General features: G+C 72.7%; 13 protein-coding genes and 2 pseudogenes. 7 read left to right on the top strand and 8 right to left on the bottom strand.

Going from position 1 to position 15,932, the window contains the following annotated elements; genetic code table 11:
* Positions 1-76 precede the first annotated feature (76 nt).
* Positions 77-190: pseudogene (locus ACIA8N_RS32555) on the bottom strand (TIGR03842 family LLM class F420-dependent oxidoreductase); the annotation flags it as partial.
* 46 nt (positions 191-236) lie between these two features.
* A pseudogene (locus tag ACIA8N_RS32550) lies at positions 237-464 on the bottom strand (dihydropyrimidinase); the annotation flags it as partial.
* Positions 465-840: 376 nt separating this feature from the next.
* On the opposite strand from ACIA8N_RS32550, the gene ACIA8N_RS32545 reads away from it, so the two are divergent.
* Positions 841-2,208 (top strand): MFS transporter, encoded by a 1,368-nt coding sequence (locus ACIA8N_RS32545; RefSeq protein WP_365781134.1) that lies wholly within the window; start codon positions 841-843, stop codon positions 2,206-2,208.
* A gap of 59 nt (positions 2,209-2,267) precedes the next feature.
* Here ACIA8N_RS32545 and ACIA8N_RS32540 read toward each other — a convergent pair whose 3' ends face one another.
* The 6 genes from ACIA8N_RS32540 to ACIA8N_RS32515 form a co-directional block, all read right to left on the bottom strand.
* Positions 2,268-4,160: a GAF domain-containing protein gene (locus tag ACIA8N_RS32540; protein WP_365781132.1), complete on the bottom strand. Its 1,893-nt coding sequence runs from the start codon at positions 4,158-4,160 to the stop codon at positions 2,268-2,270.
* Between the two features lie 68 nt (positions 4,161-4,228).
* Positions 4,229-5,068 carry a 3-hydroxybutyrate dehydrogenase gene (locus ACIA8N_RS32535; RefSeq protein WP_365781131.1) on the bottom strand — a complete coding sequence of 280 codons (840 nt, stop codon included), beginning with the start codon at positions 5,066-5,068 and terminating at the stop codon, positions 4,229-4,231.
* A 55-nt stretch (positions 5,069-5,123) separates the two neighbouring features.
* Positions 5,124-5,606: an NUDIX domain-containing protein gene (locus ACIA8N_RS32530; RefSeq protein WP_365781130.1), complete on the bottom strand. Its 483-nt coding sequence runs from the start codon at positions 5,604-5,606 to the stop codon at positions 5,124-5,126.
* Between the two features lie 124 nt (positions 5,607-5,730).
* Positions 5,731-7,332, bottom strand: a complete 1,602-nt coding sequence (lnt, locus tag ACIA8N_RS32525) for an apolipoprotein N-acyltransferase (RefSeq protein ID WP_365781129.1) — start codon at positions 7,330-7,332, stop codon at positions 5,731-5,733.
* An 80-nt stretch (positions 7,333-7,412) separates the two neighbouring features.
* Positions 7,413-7,979 carry a hypothetical protein gene (locus ACIA8N_RS32520; RefSeq protein ID WP_365781128.1) on the bottom strand — a complete coding sequence of 189 codons (567 nt, stop codon included), beginning with the start codon at positions 7,977-7,979 and terminating at the stop codon, positions 7,413-7,415.
* A gap of 113 nt (positions 7,980-8,092) precedes the next feature.
* Positions 8,093-8,887, bottom strand: coding sequence for an aspartate/glutamate racemase family protein (locus ACIA8N_RS32515; protein ID WP_365781127.1), 795 nt, complete (start codon positions 8,885-8,887; stop codon positions 8,093-8,095).
* A 58-nt stretch (positions 8,888-8,945) separates the two neighbouring features.
* Between ACIA8N_RS32515 and ACIA8N_RS32510 the strand changes: the two genes are divergently transcribed.
* The 6 genes from ACIA8N_RS32510 to ACIA8N_RS32485 all read left to right on the top strand — a co-directional run bounded on the left by ACIA8N_RS32510 (position 8,946) and on the right by ACIA8N_RS32485 (position 15,885).
* On the top strand, positions 8,946-10,148 hold the full coding sequence (locus tag ACIA8N_RS32510; RefSeq protein WP_365781126.1) for a glycosyltransferase: 1,203 nt from the start codon (positions 8,946-8,948) through the stop codon (positions 10,146-10,148).
* Between the two features lie 186 nt (positions 10,149-10,334).
* A complete protein-coding gene (locus ACIA8N_RS32505; protein WP_365781125.1) occupies positions 10,335-11,843 on the top strand; it encodes a right-handed parallel beta-helix repeat-containing protein in 1,509 nt (502 codons plus the stop codon).
* Positions 11,844-12,204: 361 nt separating this feature from the next.
* Positions 12,205-12,456, top strand: coding sequence for a hypothetical protein (locus ACIA8N_RS32500; RefSeq protein ID WP_030213131.1), 252 nt, complete (start codon positions 12,205-12,207; stop codon positions 12,454-12,456).
* Between the two features lie 132 nt (positions 12,457-12,588).
* The gene (locus ACIA8N_RS32495; protein ID WP_365781124.1) at positions 12,589-13,395 is read left to right on the top strand and encodes an HlyD family efflux transporter periplasmic adaptor subunit; all 807 of its coding nucleotides are present in this window, start codon (positions 12,589-12,591) and stop codon (positions 13,393-13,395) included.
* Entirely contained in the window at positions 13,380-15,683 is a 2,304-nt protein-coding gene (locus tag ACIA8N_RS32490) for an NHLP family bacteriocin export ABC transporter peptidase/permease/ATPase subunit (protein WP_399416859.1), read from the top strand. Before ACIA8N_RS32495 ends, ACIA8N_RS32490 begins: the two co-directional genes overlap by 16 nt.
* Before the next feature lies 1 nt (position 15,684).
* Entirely contained in the window at positions 15,685-15,885 is a 201-nt protein-coding gene (locus tag ACIA8N_RS32485) for a hypothetical protein (RefSeq protein WP_399416855.1), read from the top strand.
* Positions 15,886-15,932 lie beyond the last annotated feature (47 nt).

Genomic DNA, 15,932 nt, shown 5'->3' with positions numbered 1-15,932 from the left:
CAGGCCTCTGGCAGGACTACCTCCCCTCGTCGAGTGCACGGCCCGGAGGAGATGTCACCGGCTCCAAAGGCGCTGACAGACCGGAGTCGAAGGTCCAGCCGTAGCGGAAGCCGTTGCGTTCCGCGCGGCGCATCAGGCCGACGACCTGCGAGGCGGGCGGGTCGGTCTGCAGGACGAGTCCGAAGTCCACGCGGGACCTCCAAGTTCGAGTCGGTGCGAGGGGACCACTGGGCCGTTCAGCCCAGGTACTGGCAGAGACCGCGCGGCACGAACGCTCCGTGGCCGGCGTGACCCACGTACTTCCGCTGATCGATGACGACATCGCCACGCGAGAGGACGGTATCGACCTGGCCGGTGACCGTCTTGCCCTCGTACGCCGAGTAGTCGACGTTCATGTGGTCGGTCTCGGCGGACAAGGTCTGGGTGGCGTGCGGGGCGTAGATGACGACGCCTGCGCCCGGCGCGAATCGCAACCTACGACCGACCTTGGCGCATCCATCGGAACCGGCCTGTCGCAGATGTCGGAGTTCAACGCTGCGTAGTCAGCACCAAGTCAGCACGGGAGAGGTCGGCAGGGGTGCTGACATGGGACTTCAGTCAGCACCAAACCAGCACGGGAGTCAGCACCGCACCACCAAAACGTGCCCGATCAGTGCAACCCGGACAGCGCCTCTCCGGGCCTCTCGAAGGCCTTCGCCAGGGTCACCACAGCAGGCCATGGAGGCCGGGCGCACACGGTCCAGCCGAACTATGGTGTCCCACCACATACGCCCCTGACCTGCGACTTCCTACGGTGTGGCGACACCGAAACGTCCCCGTACCTGCCTGGAAGTGGTGCACATGGCCGCCGCAACACCCTCCCCGACGCCACCCAACTCCCTCAAGAAGATCGTCGCCGCCAGTCTCATCGGGACCACCATCGAGTGGTACGACTTCTTCCTGTACGGGTCCGCCGCGGCGCTCGTGTTCAACAAGCTGTTCTTTCCCGAGTCGGATCCGCTCGTCGGGACCCTGCTGTCCTTCCTGACCTACGCGGTCGGGTTCGCCGCGCGGCCCCTCGGGGCGCTGGTGTTCGGGCACTACGGTGACCGGCTCGGGCGGAAGAAGCTGCTGGTCCTGAGCCTGCTGCTGATGGGTGGGGCGACGTTCGCGATCGGGCTGCTCCCGACGCACGCGACGGTCGGGTCCGCCGCTCCCGTGCTGCTGACCGTGCTGCGGCTCGTGCAGGGCTTCGCGCTCGGCGGTGAGTGGGGCGGGGCAGTCCTGCTCGTGTCCGAGCACGGGGACGCGAAGCGGCGCGGGTTCTGGGCCTCGTGGCCGCAGACCGGCGCGCCGGCCGGGCAGTTGCTCGCGACCGGTGTGCTCTCCGCGCTGACCGCGCTGCTCTCGGACGACGCCTTCGTCTCGTGGGGCTGGCGCATTCCGTTCCTGCTCTCCGGCGTCCTGGTGATCGTCGGCCTCTGGATCCGGCTCTCGGTCGACGAGTCGCCCGTCTTCAAGGCGGCCCTCGCCGCAGCGGAGGAGCGCAAGGCGGTCGCCGGGCAGGTCGAGAAGATGCCGCTGGTCGCCGTCCTGAAGCACCACTGGCGGGACGTGCTGATCGCCATGGGTGCCCGCATGGCGGAGAACATCTCGTACTACGTGATCACCGCGTTCATCCTCGTGTATGCGACCACCCAGGTCGGGCTGTCCAAGCAGACCGCCCTCAACTCCGTCCTCATCGCGTCCGCCGTCCACTTCGCGGTCATCCCGCTCTGGGGCGCGCTCTCCGACCGCCTCGGCCGCCGCCCCGTGTACCTGATCGGCGCGGTCGGCGTCGGCGCCTGGATGTTCCCGTTCTTCGCCCTCATCGACCGGGGCACCTTCGGCAGCCTGCTGCTCGCGGTGACCGTCGGCCTCGTGTTCCACGGGGCGATGTACGCGCCGCAGGCCGCCTTCTTCTCCGAGATGTTCGCGACCCGGATGCGGTACTCCGGTGCCTCCATCGGCGCCCAGTTCTCCTCCGTGGCCGCCGGCGCGCCCGCCCCGCTCATCGCGACGGCCCTCCTGAACGACTACGGCGACTCGACGCCCATCGCCCTCTACGTGATCGCCGCCGCGCTGCTCACCGTCGTCGCCATCGCGTGCGCCCGGGAGACCCGCGACCGGGATCTCTCGGAGATCGAGGAGCGGACCCCCGCCGACTCCCGGGTCCGCGCCGACGTCTGACCCCGGGCGAACCGGCCCGGTGCCCCGCTCGACGAGAGCGGGGCACCGGGCCGGGTGTCTCACTTTCCGGTGACGGCGTCCGAGAGCGCGTGCAGGCGCAGCGCCAGCTGGATCTCCAGGGCGCGGGACGGGGACTGCCAGTCGGGGCCGAGGAGCCGGCCGACGCGCTCCAGGCGCTGGGCGACCGTGTTGACGTGGACGTGGAGTTCGTCCTTGGTACGGGCCGGGCTCATGCCGCTCGCGAAGTAGGCGTCCAGGGTGCGGACCAGGTCGGTGCCGCGGCGCCTGTCGTAGGAGACGACCTGGCCTATCGTCCGGTCGACGAAGCCGTCGATGTCGCGGCCGTCGGCGAGGAGGAGGCCCAGGAAGCCGAGGTCCTCGGCCGCCGCGCCCTGGCCCGAGCGGTGCAGGAGGAGGAGCGCGTCGAGGCAGCGGCGGGCCTCCTGGTACGCGACGGCCACCTGGTCCGGCCGGTCCAGGGGTGCCCGTACGGGGGCGGAGGCGCCGACCGTGACCGGTTCGCGCAGGGTGCCGCCGAGGCTCCGCGCGGTCTGGCGGGCCAGCTCGGCGGCGCTCTCGCCGTGGCCGAGCGGCAGCAGCAGGACCGTACCGCCGTCGCGAGCCGAGGCCAGTCCGTGGCGGGTGGCGGCCAGGTGGGTGGCGGCCGACCACAGGCGCTGGCGGTCGGCGCTCTCCCGGCCGCCCGCGTCGGGGTCGGCCGTGCCGCCGGCCCGGTCGACGCGGGCGGCGAGCACGACGTGCGGGGCTTCGCTGTCGGTACGGAGCCGAGCCGCGCGCTCCTTGAGCAGGCGGCGGTCCCGGTCGGGGGCGTCGAGGAGGTCGTCGAGGAGTTCGCCCCGTACCCGCTGTTCGGCCTCGCCCGCGGAACGGCGGGCCAGCAGCAGGAGGGAGGTGACGAGCGCGGCCCGCTCCAGGGTGCGCTGGTCGACCGGGTCGAGGTCGGGCTGCCCGTGGAGGACGAGGGCCCCGAGGCTCTCCCCGCCCGCGGAGACGGCGGCCACCCAGTCGTCGCCCTCGCGGACCGCGTGGCCCCCGGCGCGGCGGGCGGCTCCGGCGCCCTCGTCGCTGAACTCGACCGTGCCGCCGAGGACTTCGGAGACGGCCTCGGCCACGTCGTGGACGCCGCCGCCGTGCAGGACGAGCTCGGAGAGCCGGTCGTGGACCTCGGAGGCCCGCTCGATGACGCCGCTGTGCTCGCGGATGATGTCGTTGGCGCGCTCCAGCTCGGCGAGGGCGGAGCGGGTCTCGGCGAGCAGGTTGGCCGTGTCGATGGCCACGGCGGCGTGCGCGGCGAAGGAGCCGAGCAGCGCGACCTGTTCGCGTTCGAAGACCCTGGCCCTGCGGTCGGCGGCGAAGAGGACTCCGATGACCTGGCTGCCGAGGCTGAGCGGGACGCCGAGGATGGCGACGAGGCCCTCGTCCCGTACGGCCGTGTCGATGGTCCTGGTGTGCTGGAAGCGCGCGTCGTCGAAGTAGTCGTCGGTGACGTACGGGCGGGCGGTCTGGGCGACGAGGCCGCCGAGTCCCTCCCCCATGCCCAGTCTGAGCTGTTGGAAGCGCGCGGAGACCGAGCCCTCGGTGACCCGCATGTACGTGTCTCCCGCGGCGGGGTCGTTGAGGCTCAGGTAGGCGACCTCGGTGCCGAGGAGGGAGCGGGCGCGCTGCACGATGGCGCGCAGCACCGCGTCGAGGTCACGGAGTCCCGCGAGGTCGTGGGCGGTGGCGAAGAGGGCGGACAGTTCCGCCTCGCGGCGCCGCCGCCCCTCCAGCTCGGCCCGGACGCGCAGGGCGAGCTGCTTGGCCTCTTCGAGCTCGGCCAGCGCCTCGGGGCCCGCGCCGCTCGCACGGGCGAGCAGCACGGGCCGGTCGTAGGCCTCCGTGGCTGCTCCCCGGGCGAGGAGTTCCAGGTAGGAGACGTGTTCGTGGGACATGGACACAGGGATACCTGCCGAACGTGTGGTCGCACCACCCCTGTGGACAACCTTCACAGGGACGTCCTTCAGTGGGCGGTCCAGCCGCCGTCGAGGGTGAGGGAGGTGCCGGTGATGAACGAGGCGTGGTCGGTGCAGAGATAGAGGACGGCCTCGGCGACCTCCTCCGGTTCGATGAGCCGCTTGAGTGCCGAGTCCTTCAGCAGGACCTCGGAGAGGACCCGCTCAGGGGGGATGCCGTGGGCGGTGGCCTGGTCCGCGATCTGCCGTTCGACGAGCGGGGTGCGCACGTAGCCGGGGTTGACGCAGTTGGAGGTGACGCCGTGCGGGGCGCCTTCGAGGGCTGCGGTCTTGGAGAGGCCCTCCAGGCCGTGCTTGGCGGCGACGTACGCGGACTTGAAGGGGGAGGCGCGCAGGCCGTGGACGGAGGAGAGGTTGACGATCCGTCCCCAGCCCTGGGCGTACATGTGGGGCAGGGCGCCCCGGATGAGCCGGAAGGGTGCCTCCAGCATCACCGTGAGGACGGTGTGGAAGACGTCCGGCGGGAACTCCTCGATGGGGCGGACGAGCTGGAGTCCGGCGTTGTTGACGAGGATGTCGGCACCCGCGGCGGCGGCCTCCGCGGCGTCGAGGTCGGTGAGGTCGAGGAGTCGGGGTTCGAGGCTTCCGGGGAGCGCCGCGGCCTCCTCGGCCAGGGTCTCGAGGCCCTCGGCGGCGCGGTCGACGGCTCTGACCCGGGCTCCTGAGGCGGCGAGCCGCAGCGCGCAGGCGCGCCCGATGCCGCCGGCCGCGCCGGTGACGAGCGCGGTGCGGCCGGTGAGGTCGAGGACGACGGCACGGGGCCGGGGTTCGGCGGAGACGGATCCGGTACCCGTTGCGGCACCGTGGGCGGTGAGGGAGGTGCTCATGCTCCGCACCCTATGAAGCGCCTCTTCCCCCACCGATGTGTGCCGGGGCCATAGTTCAGCTGGTCACTGTGGTGCGGAACCATGTGGGTTCGTCGGCCAGGGCCTTCTCGATCCGCAGGTACGAGAAGCGCTTCATGTCCGGCAGGTCGTCCACGTCGAACCAGCGGACGTCGGTGGACTCGTCGTCGTTGACGCGTGCCTCGCCGCCCACCGCGCGGCAGCGGAAGGTCACGTCCATGAACTGGCACTCGTCGCCGTTGGGATAGACGACGGGCTTGCTGAGGGTCTCGACGAGCACGATCCGCTCGACCTCGCAGCGCACCGCGGTCTCCTCGTACACCTCGCGCACCGCGCAGTCTGCGGGCTGCTCGCCGGGTTCGACGATGCCGCCGACGATCGCCCACCGTCCGGTGTCGGCCCGCCGGCCGAGCAGCACCCGGCCCTCGTCGTCGAAGACGACGGCGCTCACTCCGGGGAGGAAGAGGAGCTGATGGCCCGCCGTCGCGCGCAGGGCCTGGATGAAGTCAGGGGTAGCCATGGACCGACCCTAGGTCATGGGGTCGTCGACGGATCGGGCCGTGGGACCCTGCGGGCCCTGGGCCCGGGCCGTCGAATCCGAGCCGTCGGGCCCGGCCGTGGACCGATCGGGCCCCGGGGCCGTGTCACTCGCTCCGGCCGCCGCGGCGGGCCCGTACGGAGCGGAACGCCGACCAGCCGAGACCGGCGGCGGCGAGCGCCACGAGCAGGGCCTCGGGCAGCGTGCCCATCCGGGTCGCCGGGGTCAGCGAGGAGCGCAGCGGCACCTCCTCGACCAGGACGTCGGGGGTGAACATCCTCGTCTGGGCGACGATCTCGCCGTCGGGGCGGATGACCGCGCTGACCCCGCTGGTGACGGGCACGACCACGGACCGGCTGTGCTCGACGGCCCGCACCCGGGACATCGCGAGCTGCTGGTAGGTCATCTCGGTGCGGCCGAAGGTGGCGTTGTTGCTGGGGACGGTGATCAGCTGGGCGCCGTGGGTGACAGTGTCGCGCACGGCCCAGTCGAAGGCCGCCTCGTAACAGGTGGCGAGGCCCACCTTGGTGCCGGCCAGGTCGAAGACGCCGACCTTCGTGCCGGCGCCGAAGTCCCGGCTCACCCGGTCGACGTTGCTGTTGAAGACGCGCACGAGGGACCGCATGGGGATGTACTCGCCGAACGGCTGGACGTGCCGCTTGTCGTACGTGGCGACGGGGCCGCGCTCCGGGTCCCATTCGATGAGGGTGTTGCGGAGCTTGCCGGTCTCGGGGGCGACGACCGCGCCGATCACGGTCGGTACGCCGATCGCGCGGACGGCTCCGTCGATGACGTCGGCCGCGTCGGCGTTCGCGTACGGGTCGATGTCCGAGGAGTTCTCCGGCCACAGCACGAAGTCGGGCTGCGGCGCGCGGCCCGCCTCGACGTCCGCGGCGAGCTCGCGGGTGCGGGCGACATGGTTGTCGAGGACGGCCCGGCGCTGGGCGTTGAAGTCGAGGCCGAGGCGGGGCACGTTGCCCTGGACGGCGGCGACGGTGGCGGTGCCGTCCTCGGCCGAGTCGTCGACGAGGGGCAGCGCGGCGAGGGCACCAGCGACGGGGAGGAGTACGGAGACCGCGGCGACGGCGACAGGGCCGCGGGGGGCGGCGCCGGTGGCGCGGTAGGCCCGGATCCGCCGGTAGGCCTCGTACAGGCCGAAACCGCACAGGGCGACGGCGAAACCGAGCACCGGCGTACCGCCGAGGGCGGCGAGCGGCAGGAAGACACCGTCCGCCTGTCCGAAGGCGATCTTGCCCCAGGGGAAGCCGCCGAAGGGCACGCGCGCGCGTGCCGCCTCCGCGAGGATCCACACCGCGGCGGCGAGGACGGGCCACGCCGGGAGCCGGGAGACGGCCGCGATGCCGAGGCCCGCGCCGGCCACGAAGAGCGCTTCCAGGGCCGCGAGGGCGAGCCACGGTCCGGCGCCGACCTCCTCGCCGGTCCAGATGAGGAGCGGCAGGAGGAAGCCGAGCCCGGCGAGGTACCCGAGGCCGAACCCGGCGCGGAGGCGGCGGCCCCGCAGGACCCAGCCGAGCAGGGCGAAGGCGGGCGGCGCGAGCCACCACAGGGGGCGCGGCGGGAAGCTCAGGTAGAGCAGGAACCCGGACAGCAGAGCCGCCCCGGGCCGCACGAACCGCAGCAGCCGGGAACCCGGCGTGGGTGCGGGGTCGGTTCCGGACGCGTCGACGGGGGTGATGGTGGCGCTCACCTTGCGGAGTCTACGGGGCGTCCCTGTGGTCCCCGCGGTCCGTCCCCGCGGGCCGGGGTGCCTGTTCGGCCTGGGCGGGGTCAGACGCCCGTCGGTGTCGGCGGGGCCGGTGGGGCCGGGTGGCGGAGGTGGTCGCGGATGACGCGGACCGCGGATTCGGCGTCGTCGACGGTGACCGTGAACGTACGTCCGTCGCCGAGGCGCAGGACCAGGCCCTCGCCCCGCCGGACGATCACGGCCGTGCCCTTCTCGGGGCGCCAGCGGTATCCCCAGCCGCCCCAGTGCCGCGGGGTGACGCTCGGTGCGAAGTCCGCGCCGACGACGTGGGAGAGGGGGATGCGGCGGCGCGGCACACCGATGTGGCCGCAGCGGACCTCCATGGCGCGGTCGTCGACCTTCACGGCCACGTGGACGAACGCGAGCGTGCCGAAGAGGACGAGCAGTCCGGCGGCGACACAGCCGATCACGGCCATCAGCAGGGCGAGGACGCCGGAGGTCCAGGCCGATGCCACGGCGATGGTGATGCCGAGGGCCAAGCAGGCCGCACCGGCGAGGGCCGCCAGCCACTGGAAACGGTTGGTGGCGCGGCCGGTCCAGACGGCGGGTGTCGCGTCGTCGGCGTGCGGGGTCCGGGCGTGCTGCCTCATAGGGTAAGACTACCCAGGATCGGCCGCGACAGCGCGCCGGAGCGAAGCCTTCCGCACACGCTCAGTGAGCGAACCGTCCGCGTTCCCTCGGCGAGCGAGTCTTCCGTACACGCTCAGTGAGCGGGGGCGACCGCACCCAGGATCCGGCCTTCGGCATAGCCGAGGGCCGTGCCGGGCAGCGCGCCGGGGCGTCCGCTCAGCAGGACGGAGAGGCCGCCGGTGGGGTCCGCGTCGGGGGCGGGCTCGGCGCCGAGGCGGCGCAGCGCCTGCGCGGCGACGGCGTCCGCGGAGCCGTGGAAGACGAGCGGGGGCAGTCCGGCCCTGCCGCGGGCTTCGAGGGCGGCGAGGATGCGCTCCTCGACCAGTTCGTAGTGGGTGCAGCCGAGGACGACGGTGCGGACGTCCCGGGGGGTGAGCGCCGCCGCGGCGGCGACGGCACGGTCCACGGCCGCCGGGTCGGCGTGCTCGACGGCGTCCGCGAGCCCCGGGCAGGGCACCTCGGTGACCTCGGCGCCGTCGGCGAAGTCGCGGATGAGTCCGCGCTGGTAGGCGCTGCCGGTGGTGGCCGGGGTGGCCCAGATGGCGATCTTGCCGCCGCCGGCGGCGGCGGGCTTGATCGCGGGGACGGTGCCGATGACGGCGATGTCCGGTTCCAGCGCGGCGCGCAGCGCGGGCAGGGCGTGCACGGTGGCGGTGTTGCAGGCCACGATCAGCGCCTGCGGGCGGTGCTCGGCGGCGGCGAGCGCGACGGCGAGGGCGCGCCGCGTGAGGTCCTCGGGGGTACGAGGTCCCCAGGGCATGCCGTCGGGGTCGTTGGAGAGGAGGAGATCCGCGTCCGGCCGGAGCCGCCGCACCGCGGCCGCCGCCGGGAGGAGGCCGATTCCGGAGTCCATGAGCGCGATCTTCACCCGGTCACCCTAGCCGATGAGCCTTGTACGCCCCGCGATCTGGGGCAGACTGCCGCGAATGAGCACCCTCGCCTGGTTCGCGCTCGCTTCCCTGGCCGTCTGGGGCTGGCTGGCCCTGGGCCAGGGCTTCTTCTGGCGTACGGACCAGCGGCTGCCACCGGCCACGCGCGGGCACGCGGGCGGGGAGGCCGGTGAGGTCGACCGACGCGACCCCTGGCCGTACGTCATCGTCGTCGTTCCCGCACGGGACGAGGCCGAGGTGCTGCCGCTGAGCCTGCCGTCGCTGCTCGCCCAGGACTATCCGGGGGTCGCGGAGGTGATCCTCGCGGACGACGGGAGTACGGACGGCACGGGCAGGCTCGCCGCCGACCTTGCGGGACGGTACGGGGGGCTGCCGCTGACCGTGGTGTCGCCGGGTGAGCCGGAGCCGGGCTGGACGGGGAAGCTGTGGGCGCTGCGGCACGGCATGGCGCTCGCACGCGCGCGTGGACCCGAGTTCCTGCTCCTGACGGACGCGGACATCGCCCATGAGCCGGACAGTCTGCGGCTCCTGGTCTCGGCGGCGGTGGCGAACGATCTGGACCTGGTGTCACAGATGGCCCGGCTCCGGGTGGAGAGCCTGTGGGAGCGCCTGGTCGTGCCGGCGTTCGTCTACTTCTTCGCGCAGCTGTATCCCTTCCGGTGGATCAACCGGGCGCGGCCCCTGGCGACGGCCGCCGCGGGCGGTTGTGTGCTGCTGCGGACGGAGACGGCGGTGGCGGCCGACGTGCCGGACGCGATCCGGCAGGCGGTGATCGACGACGTGTCGATGGCGCGGGCGGTACGGCGGGTCGGCGGGCGGATCTGGCTGGGGCTGGCGGAGCGGGTCGACAGCGTGCGCCCGTACCCGGGGCTCGGGGAGCTCTGGCGGATGGTCGCCCGCAGCGCGTACGCGCAGCTGCGGCACAGTCCGTTGCTGCTCGTGGGGACGGTGGGCGGTCTGGTGCTCGTCTATCTGGTGCCGCCGGTGGCCACGCTGGCGGGTGTGCTCGGCGGGGACGCGGTGGCGGCCTGGGCGGGTGGCGCGGCCTGGGCGGTGATGGCGGGGACGTACGTGCCGATGCTCCGCTACTACCGGCAGCGGCTGTGGCTCGCTCCCCTGCTGCCCTTCACCGCGTTCCTCTATCTCCTGATGACGGTGGACTCGGCGGTGCGGCACCACCGGGGCGGCGGGGCGGCGTGGAAGGGCCGGACGTACTCCCGCCCGGAGGCGACCTCCTGAGCCGAAGCCGCCTGGCCCAAAGGGACCTGGCCCAGAGCCACCTGAGCCGGAGTCGACCTCTGAGCCGGAGTCGACGAAACGCCCAGATACTGATCGAAATTCGATCAATCGACAAAGGTGCGTTGACTCGATCATCGGCCGCACCTAGCTTCTGGCGGCAGCAGACCGTCAGAAGGGTGGTACGTCATGACCATCGGAGCGTTCAAAGGCCGTCGGACGGTGGGCCGTTGGCTCGCCGTCGCCGGTCTCGCCCTCAGCGGGACCGGCGCTCTCGCCGCCGTCCCCGCCTCCGCCGCGGGCAGCATCACGTACGTGGACTGCTCACGGCCGGCCGCCGGTGACGGCAGCCAGGCATCGCCGTTCAACAGCATCGGCCAGGCCAACGCGAGGACGTACGGCCCCGGCGACACGCTCGCCCTCGCGTCCGGCACCACCTGCACCGGCTCCCTCGCGCCCCGGGGCAGCGGCACCGCCACCGCCCCCGTCACCCTCACCGCCTACGGCACCGGGGCCCTGCCCGTGATCGACGGAGGCGGAGCCGCCGACGCCCTCTCCTTCACCGACCAGGACCACTGGCGGGTCAGCGGCCTCAAACTCACCAACCCGGCCTCCACCCTCGCCCGTCGTACCGGTCTGCGGATCTCGGCCACGGACGGAACAGCGCACCGCGGGTTCGACATCGGGCATCTCGTCGTCGACCGTGTGGCCGGCCAGACGAACAAGAACAGCCCCACCACCGAGGACTTCGTCCAGTCCGCCGGCGTCGTCACGGGCGCGAGCGGCACGAACTCGACCCTCCACGACATCCGGGTCCATCACAACCAGATCAGCAACACGGGCGGCGGCGGCCTCAAGATCCGCGTCGGCGCCATGGCCGTCAAGGGCTCCGGCGTCCTGATCGAGCACAACGTCATCAAGGACGTCGGCGGTGACGGCATCATCGCCAGCTACGCCGACGCACCCATGATCCAGTACAACAACGCGTCCGGCGTCGGCAACGGCGTGTACCCCTTCTCCGGCGGCAACTTCGCCGGCATCTGGGTGCTCGGCGACCACAACCCGACCATCCAGAAGAACGCCGTCCACGGCATCACACGGATGTCGGTGGCCGACAGCCAGGCCTTCGACTGCGACTGGGGCAACACCGGCACCTGCACGATCCAGTACAACTTCAGCCGCGACAACATCGGCGGCTTCTTCCTCGACTGCGACGGGTGCGGCACCATCGGCGGCGCCAAGCAGATCATCCGCTACAACATCTCCGAGAACGACTGCCGCATGAGCAGCGTCAGCGCCGGCCGCTCGGCACTGCACATGTACAACAACGTCATCTACTGCACCGACAGGAAGCTCGACATCAGGGTTCCCGACGAGAGCGTCGTCGAGAACAACATCTGGGTCGGCACCACCGACTCCCGGCTGCCCACCGGCCCCGGCGTCCAGTGGCTGTGGAACGTCTTCCAGGGCGTGCCGCGTCCGACCGCCAACGGCATCGTCGGCGACCCGCACTTCCTGAACCCCGGCACCGGCGGAGACACGATCCACTCCGTCGACGGCTACAAGCTGCGCGCCACCTCCCCCGCCCTCGGCAACGGCTCCGTGATCAGCGGCGACGGAGGCCGCGACTACTGGGCCAACCCCGTGTCCGCGACCCTGAAACCGCACCGCGGCGCGTACAACGGCCCCGGCCTGTAGGGCCCCGGCACTCCCGGGGTGACCACACGCCCCTCCCTCCCGGAAACCTGCACAACGTGTGCGTGGGGAGGGGCGACGCCTTCACCGTTCCCCGACACCGGCGGGGAACGGCCCGCCCGGACAGCACCCTTCTGTCCCTTTAGGTTCCCCCCGCGTGGCGACGTGGCCGAATCTGTTACTCGGATCCGAGGAGAAGCCGTCAGCATTCGGTGAATGTGGACGCACGGCCGCTTCCCGAGGTGCAGAAACACCGGAGCGGGAGCGTCAACCGAATTAGTCGGGTCAACCGTTCGCGTGATTGGATCAAACCCGCTGCGGCCGCAGAAGACGGATTCCCCCCCATGAACGAAGGGTGCGCATCATGCGTCACGACCTTGAGACCGTTGAGATCTCCGACGCCGACCTCGACGCGGTCTCCGGTGGTCTCGTCACCGTCTCCGGCGGCCTCGCCGGCGCTCTGACCAGCGACGTCACCAACCTGCTCGGCACCGTCGGCTCCCTCCAGACGGTCCAGGGCGTCGAGGGCATCGCCGCCGGCGTCCCCGGCCTGGCCTCCGGCATCACCGGCGTCTCGGTGAACACCGCGGGCATCACCGGCCTCGCCGGTATCTGAGCCACAGGTAATCCGTGAACCCCGGAACCACCCCGGTTCCGGGGTTCACGGCCGCCCCTGAGTCCCACCGCGGAAAAGACGTCCGCGATGAATGCAAAACAAGGCGACAGAACGCAGCCGAAGGAATAGTCCGTGCAGTTCCGCCGCAATGCGCTTTCCAAGCTGCAAGCACCCGAAGAACTCGACGTGCCCGTGCGTTTCGCGCGCCCCCAGGGCCGCCTCGTGCTCGCCGTCACCGTCGTCGTCATGGCCGCCGCCGGCGTCTGGGCCCTCACCGGCACGGTGACGTCCAAGCTGACCGCCCCCGGCCTCCTCACCCACGCCGAGGGCACCTACCTGCTCCAGAGCCCCGTCGCCGGACAGGTCACGGAGGTCCTCGCCGAAGAGGGCCGGGCCGTCGCCCCCGGCGCTCCCGTGCTCACCGTCCGCACGGACCGGGGCGACCGTCCCGTCCGGGCCGTCGCCGGCGGTCGCGTCACCACCCTGCACGCACGGCTGGGTTCCGTCCTCACCACCGGCGCCGACGTGGCGGCCGTCGAGCGCGTGACCGACCCGGACGCTCCCCTGGTGGCCGTCCTGTACCTGCCGGGCGACTCCGCCGCCACGGTCCGCGTGGGCGCCCGCGTCGACCTCGGCGTCCAGTCCGTCCCGCGCGACCGGTTCGGCGTGCTCCGCGGCCGGGTCGCCTCCGTCGGCCGCACCCCCCAGTCGGCGGCCCAGCTCGGCTCCTTCCTCGGCGACGCGGGACTCGCCGCGCGCTTCTCCCGGCAGGGCGACCCGGTCGCGGTCCTCGTGACCCTTGACCGCTCCGCCGCCACCACCTCCGGATACGTCTGGTCCTCGGCGGACGGACCCCCGCACGCCCCCGCCTCCCGTACGCCCGTCACCGGCGCCGTCCACCTCGCCGCGCAGCGCCCCGTCGACTGGCTGCTCCCGTGAGCGCGCGGCCCAGGGCGGCGACCCGGGCCCGGCCGTCCTCGCGCAGGCTCCCGCCCGCCGCCGGACCCCGACGCCGTACCCCCGCCCCCAGGCAAGCCAAGGCGGCCAACGGAGCCAAGGCGGCCAGGGGCCGTCGGCCCCGGACCGTCCGTACCCCCACCGTCCTCCAGATGGAGGCGGTCGAGTGCGGCGCCGCCGCCCTCGCCATGGTGCTCGGCCACCACGGCCGCTTCGTCCCCCTCGAGGAGCTCCGCATCGCCTGCGGCGTCTCCCGCGACGGGTCCCGGGCCGGCAACCTCCTCAAGGCCGCGCGGGGTTACGGCCTCCAGGCCAAGGGCATGCAGATGGACGTGGCCGCGCTCGCCGGGGTGGCCGGACCGGCCGTCCTCTTCTGGGAGTTCAACCACTACGTCGTCTACGAGGGCATGGGCCGCCGCTTCGGGCGCCCCGGCGTGTACGTCAACGACCCGGGCAGCGGACGCAGGTTCGTCCCCATGGACCAGTTCGACACCAGCTTCACCGGCATCGTGCTCACCTTCGAACCGGGCCCCGGCTTCCGCCGCGGCGGAAGCCGGCCCGGCGTCCTCGCCGCCCTGCCCGCCCGGCTGCGCGGCACCTCCGGCACCATGGCCGCGGCGGTCGTCGCCAGCCTGCTCCTGGTGGCCGTCGGCGCCTGGGTGCCGGCCCTGAGCCGTACGTACATCGACATGTTCCTCATCGGGAACCAGACGTCCCTGCTCGGCGTGGTCTTCGCGGCGATGGCGACCACCCTCGTCCTCACCGCCACCCTCACCGCCCTCCAGCAGGCCAATCTGCTGCGCGGGCGCATCATCGCCTCCACCCTGGGCAGCGCCCGCTTCCTGCGGCACCTGCTGCGGCTCCCGCTCGCCTTCTACTCCCAGCGCAGCCCGGCGGACCTCGTCCAGCGCCTCCAGTCCAACGACGCCGTCGCCGAGACCCTCGCCCGCGACCTGGCCGCCGCGGCCGTCGACGCCGTCGTCGTGCTGCTCTACGCGGTACTGCTCTGGACGTACGACCCGCAGCTCACCGTCGTCGGCATGCTCATCGCCCTGCTCAACCTCCTCGCCCTGCGTGTCGTCATCCACCTGCGGGCCACCGGCACGCAGCGGCTGCGCGCCGAGAGCGCCCGGCTGACCAACACCGCGTACAGCGGACTCCAGCTCATCGAGACGATGAAGGCCACGGGCGGCGAGGACGGCTTCTTCCGCCGCTGGGCCGGACAGCACGCCACCACCCTCGACGTGCAGCAGCGGCTCGGCGTGCCCAGCGCCTGGCTCGCGGTCGTCGCGCCCGCCCTCGCCGCGCTCAACAGCGCGCTGATCCTCACGATCGGCGGGCTGCGGGCCGTGGAGGGACACCTCACCGTCGGGCTGCTCGTCGCCTTCCAGGCCCTCGTGACCGGCTTCACGGCACCGATCACCCGGCTCAACGGCGTGGCGGGCCGCGTCCAGGACTTCGCCGCCGACGTCGCCCGCCTCAGGGACGTCGAGGACTTCCCCGTCGACCCGGTCCACACCCGGCGCGCCCCGCACGCCCCGACCCGCCGGCTCACCGGGCACGTCGAACTGGAGGGCGTCACCTTCGGATACAGCCCCCTGGACGCCCCCCTGCTCAAGGACTTCCGGCTCACCGTGGGCCCCGGGCAGCAGGTCGCCCTGGTCGGCGGCTCCGGCAGCGGCAAGTCCACCGTCTCGCGGCTGATGTCCGGCCTCTACACCCCGTGGGAGGGCGCGATCCGCATCGACGGGATGCGCCTGGAGGACATCCCGCGCAGCGCCCTCGCGGCCTCCGTCTCCTTCGTCGACCAGGACGTCTTCCTCTTCGAGGGCACCGTCCGCGACAACGTGGCGCTCTGGGACCCCTCCGTGCCGGACGAGGCCGTCGTCGCCGCCCTCCAGGACGCCGCCGTGTACGACGTGGTCGCCCGCCGCCCCGGCGGCATCCGAAGCCGCGTCGAGCAGGACGGCCGCAACTTCTCCGGCGGCCAGCGCCAGCGCCTGGAGATCGCCCGCGCCCTGGTGCGCCGCCCCAGCGTCCTGATCCTCGACGAGGTCACCAGCGCCCTCGACGCGGCGACCGAGCAGATCGTCATCGACAACCTGCGGCGGCGCGGCTGCGCCTGCGTGGTGATCGCCCACCGGCTGAGCACCGTGCGCGACAGCGACGAGATCGTCGTGCTCGACCGGGGCACGGTCGTGGAACGCGGGCGCCACGAACAGCTCGTCGCCGCGGGGGGCGCGTACGCGGCCCTGGTCAAGGAGCACTGAGGTGACGTTTCCCCATCCGCCCGCCGACCCCGCCGGCGTACGGCACGGCAGCGGCGCGCCCGACCCGGTCGTGGCCGCCCTGGGCGCCCTGGGCACGGCGGTCGACTGCGCAGGCCTGAGCAACGTCCCGCTCGAAGGCCCGCACGTCCTCTGGCTCGTCGCCGCGGGGGGCGCGTACGCGGCCCTGGTCAAGGAGCACTGAGGTGACGTTTCCCCATCCGCCCGCCGACCCCGCCGGCGTACGGCACG

Origin of the sequence: Streptomyces sp. NPDC051822, assembly GCF_044452745.1 — a bacterium.
Lineage (GTDB): Bacteria > Actinomycetota > Actinomycetes > Streptomycetales > Streptomycetaceae > Streptomyces.
This window is presented reverse-complemented; position numbering and strand designations above follow the sequence as displayed.